General features: G+C 52.1%; 2 protein-coding genes. Both read left to right on the top strand.

Annotated elements, in window-relative coordinates; genetic code table 11:
- Positions 1-279 precede the first annotated feature (279 nt).
- A complete protein-coding gene (locus HMPREF9442_RS12240) occupies positions 280-4,248 on the top strand; it encodes a hybrid sensor histidine kinase/response regulator transcription factor (RefSeq protein WP_040603086.1) in 3,969 nt (1,322 codons plus the stop codon).
- 128 nt (positions 4,249-4,376) lie between these two features.
- The gene (locus HMPREF9442_RS12235) at positions 4,377-8,720 is read left to right on the top strand and encodes a family 78 glycoside hydrolase catalytic domain (RefSeq protein ID WP_147639920.1); all 4,344 of its coding nucleotides are present in this window, start codon (positions 4,377-4,379) and stop codon (positions 8,718-8,720) included.
- Positions 8,721-8,907: the final 187 nt, after the last annotated feature.

Here is an 8,907-nt window from a genome sequence, read left to right as displayed (position 1 = left end):
GACCGGCAAAAAGTCATCGTCCGGTAACGCACCGATAAACATACACACACGAGCCCCTGTTTCCAACCCCAAACAAGCATCGGAAACCGGGGTTCGTTTTTCTCTATCGCTCCCGGCCGGTGACGGCAACAGCTGAGACCTTCCATACCCCATCCACCTCTCCATGAAGGGTATAGCACAGCATTCCCCATAACTTACTTAATCACAGTCTCAAATTCATATTTCCAAATCCATGCCATTATCCTCCATTTTTCGTAACTTTGTGAAAAATACACCCGCATGAAAAGCCGCGATTCCATATTCCTCACGCTCCTGTGGTCCGGATTGTTCCTTTCGTTCTTTACCCTGCACGCACGGGATTACTCGGCCACGCCCCTTCCGTTTGCCTCTTCGTTTCCCTCAAGAGAAACCACTTCCCTTCATCAAGACCGCGAAGGCATGATATGGATTGGCACAACCCATGGTGTAGCACGTTATGACGGATACGAAACCATAGTGTTCAAATCTGACCCCTTACATCCCGACCTACTGACGGACAACTCCATTACGTTGATTACCGACACGGAACACCGCGTATTCATCGGTACACAAAACGGACTGAACCTGTTCGACAAACAAACATGGAAATGGATGCCCGTCCTGAATGGAGCGTTCTGTCATACGGAAATCAAATATGTGTACACTGACAAAAAACAGCAGTTATGGATTGCCACGGCACAAGCCTTGTACCGATGCGACGAACAATTGCATATCCTTCGACGATATGACCTGAAAGCCGCCGTCACCTCCATCTATGAAGACCACGCCCAACATTTATGGATATTGACCTGGGGCAAAGGTTTGTTCCGATGGGATGCTGAAAAAGACCATTTCACCGGCTATCCGGCCATAGGAAACGCCAACATACCTTTTGTCTTGTTTCAAGATCGCGACGAACATTATTGGTTAGGCACATGGGGCGACGGGCTTTTCCGTTTTTATCCCGAACGGAACGGCGCGGACATGTACGAACATCAGGACGTGGCAGACGACATTTTCTTCGATATAGAACAAGACGGGCACAACGGACAACTCTGGATGCTTTCCTATAATGCTTTGCACATATTCAACCGTCCCACAGACGGCATATTGCATTTCTCGTCCGCATCTGTCCCTTTCGACCGCAACCGGATGTTTTCCACTCTATTGAGAGACCGGGAAGGAGACCTTTGGTTAGGAGCATTCGACGCAGGCTACCATATATCTTTCTGTCCGGAAGAGCTATCGGGGCACAGTTTGCCTTTCATCAAAGAAACATTAGGATTTGATACCAACATCAACTGCATGTACGAAGATGAGGGCGGTGTACTATGGTTCAATCAAGAACGCAACGGCATCGGGCTGTACGCCCCGGATAGCGGGACCTACAACCTCCATCCCTATTCCCAAAAAAGGAATGTGGAAGTCAATCTCATCGCCCGTTCCCGGTTTCCCAACACGGTATGGATCGCCTCGGCTTTTGTCCCGACCGTGTTCCGGGCACAACGTCAGGGTATGGACATTCGCTTCACCGATACGCTGCTTTTAGCCCACGACGGGGCAGAAACCGGCCATGTCACCGGAATACTTGAAGACCCGGCAGGCCGTTTATGGGTCATGACAGAAAGGAAACTGTTCGTATTCAAACCGGACGGCCATCCTCTCGCCGCAGTCACAAACCTCCCCGGAAACGTCAATGCCCTTTGCGAAGACCAACAAGGCCGGCTATGGATAAGCGATGCTACCGGCAGGCTCTCTTGCATGCATACCTATCCCACAGGAATCCGCCCCACAACCCGCTATAAACTACCCTTGTCCCCGCACGACCGCATCCGGCACCTTTGCTGCGACAGCACCGGACACATCTGGATGGCTACGGAACTGGGCTGCCTCTACAGTTTCTATCCAAAGGCTTCCAAATGGTCGGACCACACCTTGTCCGGTTTGCCTGACATGTCACCGGTGCTCCATTTGGAAGCCATCGGTAAAGACTTATGGCTTGTCACGCCGAGTGCCGTCATCCGGTATAACCCAGAGAAGCGTACCCGACATACTTACAACACACAAGACAAGCATGTTCCCGTATTTGCCTTCCGTAACAACGCGTCGTGTACAGGACATAAAAAACTGTTATACGCCGGAGGCCACGGAGGATTCATCACCATACATACCGACAAACCGCAACCGGAAGTAAAGCCGGACAAGATATTCCTCACGGACTTACGTATCGAAGACAGAAGCATGCAGACCGACCCTTGCGAAGGATTTTCATGGAACGACGGGCTGATTGTCTTGCCACCGGAAGCCTCCCGCATCGAATTCCGTTTTTCCTCCCTTACATATTCTTCTTCCGGAAACATCCGCATGGCATACCGGCTTGCCGACCTGGACCGGAAACCCATACAACTCAGAGCCGGTGTACACACGGCTTTCTACGACCGCCTGCCTAAAGGAACTTATACATTAGAGGTTTGGGGTATGGACGAAAACGGGCACACAACAGGCCCAAGTACCACTTACACCGTTGTCAAACGCCCCCGATGGTTTGAAACCTGGGCAGCTTATACAGCCTATACCGTCATGTTTCTTCTCTTGTGCGTATGCGGTTTCCGCCTTTATGCCAAACATCTGCACAAAAAAAACGCACAACTGTTACGCGAAGAAATCGCCCGGACAAAGTTGGAATACTTTACCAACGTTTCCCACGAACTGCTCACTCCGCTCACCGTCCTGTCCTGCCTGACCGATGAAATCGAACAAAACAGCCCCTCCGGTTCCCCTATAACCCGTGGCCTGCGCGACAATATCCTCCGCCTGAAAAGGCTCATCCGTCAAGTACTCGACTTCCGGAAAGCCGAACAGAAAAGCCTGTCCTTGCAGGCAAGCTACGGTGATGTGGCGGCTTTTATACGCCACATTGCACAAACAGACTTCACATTATTGGCTCGCAAAAAAGAGATTGACTTTAACCTGGACATCTTCCCTGAGGAAATTTACGGTTTCTACGATGCGGACAAATTGGAAGAAATGGTATTCAATCTTCTTTCCAATGCCGTCAAGTACACACCATCCCACCATAACGTCGGCATACGGCTACGTACTGCAAAGAAAGACGATGGCAAACATTTACGGTTAGAAGTATGGGATGAAGGTACCGGTATCTCCGCCCAAGAACAAACCAAAGTATTTACCCGATTCTACCGCGCCCCTCAAGCCAACGGAACCGAATCGAATGGCATCGGGCTGTCCCTGACACGAGAATTAGTCTGCCTGCACCACGGCACATTGGAGTTGCAAAGCACACCAGGCAAAGGCAGCCGTTTTACCATCGATCTGCCGTTAGAAGAAACAGCCTACCGGCCGGAAGAAATCTGCCAGCCACCGATGGTGAACCATCCGGATAGCGATACAACACGACCGTCAGCCGACGGATCCGCACATTCTCCGTCCGCAAGGCTGTGTCCGACCATACTTATCGTGGACGACAACGCTGAAATCACCGATTCCATCGGACGTTTAATCGGACAACGCTACCACATCATAACAGCCCACGACGCAAGACAGACACTCTCTCGGCTCCAAGACCAAAATATAGACCTGATGGTGTGCGACCTGAAGATGCCAGACACAGACGGACTGACACTCTGCCGGAAGGTAAAGAACGACCTGTCCACCAGCCATATTCCCGTCATCATCCTCACGGCACAAGCCACGGACGACACCCATGCGGCCTGTTACGAAGCCGGAGCAGACGGTTACTTGACCAAGCCCTTTGACATTCACGTACTCACCGCTCGCATCGACAACCTGCTCCTGCAATACCGCCAACGCAGCCGACAGTTCCTTCACACACCGGATACAGACTGCGATGTCCTACCTTACCAGAACCGGGACAAGATCTTTCTGGAAAACATGGTGAAGACCGTAGAAAGCCATTTCACGGACAGCGACTTCAATCTGGACAGCCTCGCCGCAGAATCCAAGCTGTCCAAATCAACCATGAACCGCAAACTCAAAGCCATGACCGGGCTTACCCCGATGGATTTCGTAAAGAATATCCGTCTCCGGTCGGCTTGCCGCCTGCTACGGCAAACCGACATGACCGTGTCCGAAGTGGCCTATGCCGTAGGCTTCAACGACCCGAAGTATTTTGCCAAATGCTTCAAGGAGGAATACGGCCAAACGCCCAGACAGTTCCAAGACAGGCCGGACATGGGAAATCGGGCATGACAAGTGCGTATCTCCCTTGAAAAATACGCCTTGCCGCGATTTTCCACCCTTTTGGCAATCTGTTACACCCTCATCCATCCGGTTTCCTTTAGCTTTGCATCCGAAAACATCTTATACATTGTCATAACATGATACAGAACAGAAACAAAAGCCGGACAACCTCCGGCATTTTCCTGCCGGAACATACCCGTCCGGTTCATCAGAGATTCCCTTTTTCCTTGCTCCGCCGCACCGCCCTTTGGTGTGCCGTCGGGCTATTGTCTCCCTTTTCCTCTTATGCCATGGAAGTGGAAAGACTACGTACGGAAGCCGTGAAAAACCCTGTAGGTATCGATGTGGAAAAACCTATGTTCAGTTGGATGATGGACGCAGACAATGAACGGGGCATCCGACAAACTGCCTATGAAATCTCCGTATTCACCGATGCCGCCCACAGCGAACAGGTATGGACCTCCGGCCGAATCGAATCCGATCGCCAGATAGACGTGCCTTATGACGGCAACCCATTGTCTCCTTCTACCCGTTACTATTGGACTGTGACCGTATGGGACAACAAAGGACGTGAATCTACTTCGTCCGAAGAAGCATATTTTGAAACCGGACTGCTCGGCAGCGGGTGGGACGGTGCACGTTGGATCAAAGCGACCGACACGCCACTGGCTACATCCGAAAACACCATCACGCACTATTCCATAGAAACGGATTTCGAAATCGACAACCTTTCCGCAGGAATCATCTTTGCCTCGAATGCCGAACACAGCCATTACTATATGTGGCAAGTGAACCTCGAAGCCGGTTATCCCCGTTTCCGCCCGCACATCTGGCGTGGCCCCGACCTCGCGGATGCGACCTGTCTGGCAGAGACAGATCTTCGCCCGTTCATCGACGTGCAACTGCATAAGTCCTACCATCTGCGCATCGAAGTGGACGGTGACGTGGCGCGTACGTACATCGACGACGTATTGATTGACACCCGGACGAATCCCGACGGTGAGGATTACGGATACGGAACGGTAGGCATCCGCCAGGACCGCGCCCTAAACAATTACAATGATACGGAACGGGCTTATTTCGACAACTTCACCGTAACCGGCTTGGATGGGGAAAAACCGGAAGTCTTGCTCCAAGAAGACTTCTCGGACGAAAACAATCCTTTTACCGCCGGGCAAATCAAGGACGGACGCCTGTTCATCGAAGCCTCCTATTCCTGGTACAATCCCATGAACACTCCAGTGGTATATGTACTCGATTTGGATTTCCTCATCGAACGCGACAACGCAGGTATAATCTTTTCAGGCTACGACACGGACAATTTCCACCTGTGGGGCATCAATGTGCGCGACAAAGGAACACCGTTCTTGCGCCGCCACGTGAAAATAAACGGTGCATTCAGCTCCAGCGATGCTGATTTAGGCAAGTTCTTCACCAAGGCAGAACTCACCGGCTCGCTCCATCATCTGACCCTCAAGGTGAAAGGTACGACCGTGGAGACCCATATCGACGGGACACTTGTGGACACCTATACCGACACGTCCGGCCGGTTGAAAAACGGACTGATCGGCTTCCGCACCTACCACGACTTGACCATGGACGAGATGGCGTATTATGACAATATCAAAGTGACCACTTACGATGAAGAGGACGGTACGCAAGGCACTGTGACCTTTTCCGAGGATTTTGAGGGAGCCGGAATGGCATTCAGTGACGGTACCGTAATGACGAAGGAAGGAAGCAAAATGCTGTGCGTACACTCCACTTACGAAGAGACTTGTGCCATGCAGACCGGTACAGAAAAAGGCATCCCTCTTTTTCGCAAGGCTTTCACGGCAAAAAGCGCGGTGAAATCGGCTAAAATCTATGCATCCGCCCTTGGAATATTCGACTTGTTCATTAACGGGAAGCGCGTCGGACAAGACGGTACGGCCATGTATGATGAACTGAAACCGGGTTGGACCGACTACAGAAAAGAAATCAACTACATGACCTACGATGTGACCCCTCTTATACAAGAAGGCGAAAACGCAGTCGGCGCACAAGTGAGCAACGGCTGGTGGGGCGGAGCCATCGCACATGGCATGTACGGTTCTCCCTCGCTCGGATTCATCGCCAAACTAAGGCTTGAATACGAAGACGGCACGATAGAAAACATCGTAACCGGAACAGACTGGAGCTGTTCTTACTGCGGCCCTGTCATTTCAGGAGACATCTACAACGGCGAGACGTATGACGCACGACGCGAAATCGACTGGAGCACTCCCGGATATGATGCCTCACAATGGTTCGCCACAACTGAAAACACAGAATTCAACGGAGAAATCACAGCCTTCCGCGGCCCCACGGTCAAGGTGCGCGACTTCTTGCGCCGCACGCCCCAGACCATCACCGTATATGAAGGCACGAAAGCCTCCGGCACCACTTACGGCACCGTCAACGTGGTCCGTACATTGGAAGGCACGGAAACCCTCCGGCTGAAAGCCGGTGAAACCGCCCTTTTCGACCTGGGGCAGAACATGACCGGATGGATCCGTTTCACCGCCAAAGGACAACGCGGCACGAAACTCCGCTTCAAGTTCGGGGAAATGCTGAACGACACAGGAGCGGCAGACCGGGCCAACGATGGACCGGGCGGAAGCCTCTACACTTACAACTTGCGCACGGCGGAAGCCACACTCCACTACACGCTGAAAGGGACAGAAGAGGGAGAGACTTTCCACCCCTCCACTACGTTCTTCGGCTTCCGTTATTGCGAAGTGACGACTACCTCGGATGTGGAAATCAGCAAACTTACGGGAGAATCCGTCGGTTCCGACCTCGAAGAACTAGCTACTTTTGAAACCAGCCATCCGGACATAAACCAACTTTACAGCAACATCATCTGGAGCCAGCGCGACAACTTCCTGAGCGTGCCCACCGATTGCCCGCAGCGCGACGAACGCCTCGGCTGGACGGGCGACACACAAGTGTTCGCACGCGCGGCTTCCTATAACACGGACACACGGGCCTTCTACCGCAAATGGCTGAACGACCTGCGCCAAAGCCAGCGCGAAGACGGAGCATATCCGGAAATCGCACCGTTCTGCAACTTCTGGGGCTTCGGCAACTCAGGATGGGCCGATGCCGGGGTCATCGTACCTTGGACCGTCTATCTCATGACCGACGACCAAAGTGTACTGAGCGAAAGCTATGCTTCCATGAGCCTCTACATGGACTGGCTCTCCACACAAAGCGGAGGGGGCTTCAAATACAACGGTGCCGGTACGGCCACAGGCGACTGGCTCTCTTACGAGACCACGGACGGACGCTACGTCAGCGTATGCTATTATGCCTACGTGGCCCAACTGATGAGCAAGATTTCAGGAGTGCTGAGCGAGGCACAGACCGACCGTTTCTATTTGGATTCACTGAAATACAGCACTCTCTACGAAAACATCAAGGAAGAATTCCAACGCAGATATCTCAATTCCGACGGCCTGCCCAACATATCCACGCAAGCCTCCTACCTGATGGCGCTGAAGTTCGGTTTGCTGCCCGAATCTGCCAGAGAAAAGGCACGAGAGGCGTTGCGCAAGAAAATTACGGACAACGGTTACAAACTGAGCACCGGATTCCTTGGCACGAGCATCCTGAACCAGACGCTCAGCGCGGAAGGCATGGACGACTTGGCCTACGACCTGCTGCTGCAACGCGAGAACCCATCGTGGCTGTACAGCGTAGACCAAGGAGCCACAACTATCTGGGAACGCTGGGATTCCTACACCAAGGAAGGCGGGTTCAACAAGCACCCGTGGATCATGAACTCCTTCAACCATTACTCCTACGGTGTGGTGTCGGAATGGATGTTCCGTTACGTGGGCGGCATCGAGGCAGACGAAACACAACCCGGATTCAAACACATCATCCTGCAACCCACTCCGGACTTCAGGACAGCATTCCCCACCGGACAAAAACGCATCACGCAGGCCAAAGCATCTCATCTGTCCGGATACGGGCGCATCAGCAGTGAATGGCAATACAAAGAGGACGGACGCATCAGCTATACGGCTACCATACCGGCCAACACTACAGCCACACTCTATCTGCCTCTAATGGAAAAGACAGACGACATCACTGAAAGCGGAAAAGACCTGAAAGAAGCAGAAGGCGTGGACTTCAAAGGCATAATAGACGGAAAGGCCGTGATAGAACTGCAATCGGGCACCTACCAGTTCGACACGGAAGAAGGCACCCCCGACCACGTGGAGGAACATTCCACCATGGGATTCCGAGCCTATCCCAATCCTTTCCAGGACCGTTTGCACATCAGTTGTGATGCCACCATCTGCCAAGCCACAGTCATGGCCTGCGACGGGCAAATCCTCTATAACAAGGGACATGGAGGAAGCATCGACACATCCGGTTGGACTCCCGGCATCTATGTGGTAAGCGTGGACACACCGGAGGAAAAATACAGTAAAAAGGTCATCAAAAAATAATTTGACAACAAACATAAGAATATTATTCTTATAAATTACTGTATATCAAAACCTAACAAACATAAAATCGTTTGGCTTAGATTGATTTTTCATTCTGCGCCAAACGATTTTCCGTTCTGTGGCAATCGAAAAAACGTTTGGCGCAGAACCATCCCATGAAGTGTGCTTATCCTGACAGCCTGCCCCT

The sequence above is a fragment of the Paraprevotella xylaniphila YIT 11841 genome (genome assembly GCF_000205165.1).
In the GTDB taxonomy this organism is placed as follows: Bacteria; Bacteroidota; Bacteroidia; order Bacteroidales; family Bacteroidaceae; genus Paraprevotella; species Paraprevotella xylaniphila.
Note: the sequence above shows the minus strand (reverse complement) of the source record. Positions and strands in the feature narration are given on the sequence as shown.

Bases quoted from the DNA above. Each gene is read 5' to 3' on its own strand.
- HMPREF9442_RS12240 (WP_040603086.1), top strand. From the start codon at position 280: ATGAAAAGCCGCGATTCCATATTCCTCACGCTCCTGTGGTCCGGATTG.
- HMPREF9442_RS12235 (WP_147639920.1), top strand. From the start codon at position 4,377: ATGATACAGAACAGAAACAAAAGCCGGACAACCTCCGGCATTTTCCTG.